At 64.5% G+C, this 986-nt stretch carries 2 protein-coding genes; both read right to left on the minus strand.

Annotated elements, in window-relative coordinates:
* The coding region (locus HMPREF2129_RS10465; RefSeq protein ID WP_034666401.1) for a DUF4192 domain-containing protein at positions 1-723 on the minus strand (723 nt) is incomplete at its 3' end.
* Between the two features lie 170 nt (positions 724-893).
* Positions 894-986, minus strand: a 93-nt coding sequence (locus tag HMPREF2129_RS11360) for a helix-turn-helix domain-containing protein (protein ID WP_156959291.1), incomplete at its 5' end; no start/stop codon positions are given.

Below are 986 nucleotides of genomic sequence, written 5' to 3' on the forward strand. Positions count from 1 at the left end.
AAGCAGCGTGTCTCGCAAGCGCGGCGTGGTGAAGCATTTCAGCGCGGATCGAACAGCGCGAGTGCTCGGCTGGGTCATCCCTGCCGCCGCCTGCTCGTACTCACGCTGCAGCACGTCGGAGAACATGGGCGGGATATACGCCAGCGCGTCTTCGATGATGTCGGCGTGCTCGGCAGCGTCGATGCCGTGATCGGTGCTGTTCAACCGTGCCTCGATGTCGTCTTTGCTCGGCTCCGGCAGCTCGCCGGTGTGCTCTAGCATCTGCCGCAGCGCCGCCGATGCGGCGACCTCGCCGACAACGCCGTGGCGCGGCTCGTCGATGAGCGGATGCTGATACACGGACCACCACGCAGCCCCGGTGACGATCTCAGGCACCTGCACCACCCCGAGCAGCGGCGGTAGGTGCACTGCCCCACTAGTGAGATACGTGGCCGTCTCGTCAAAGACCGGCTGCGCAATGTCATCGCTGATCATGTACGCGATAACAGCGTCGAGTTCGAGGTGGTGGACCCACGCTGCGAACCGCTCGCGGCTCTCGGTGAGCTTTGCAACAGCTTCGTCCAGATCGAACCGCGCGACCGGGCCGAGGCGGACGGTGTCGACGCCCTCGTCGTCGACGAAGAACGCGAGGATCAGCGAGTTGTTCGGGTAAAACCCGAGGATGCCGGGGAGGTTCGCGAGGATCTCGCCGTGGGATGCAAGCGTGTGAGAATGGGTGGACATGGCAGTGCTCCTTTGCACGAATACGGGGTGTATGTGGTCAATCCCGTATTCGGCCCGGCTCTGCCGGTCGCAGGCGTATCCCAGCAGTGCAGCACTCATGTGTGCCGAGCGTCGCTAGCGCAGCCTGATGCCTTCTCGCCGGGTGCGAGCGCTAGCGACGCAGCCTGTGCCTAAGCGTCGGCTTCGATGCGCTTGAGAGCGCGATAGATCGTCGGCCGCGAGACGTTAAAGGTGCGCGCTACAGCGCTGACGGACTTGCCGCC

Origin of the sequence: Corynebacterium tuscaniense DNF00037, from assembly GCF_000759055.1 — a bacterium.
Lineage (GTDB): Bacteria > Actinomycetota > Actinomycetes > Mycobacteriales > Mycobacteriaceae > Corynebacterium > Corynebacterium tuscaniense.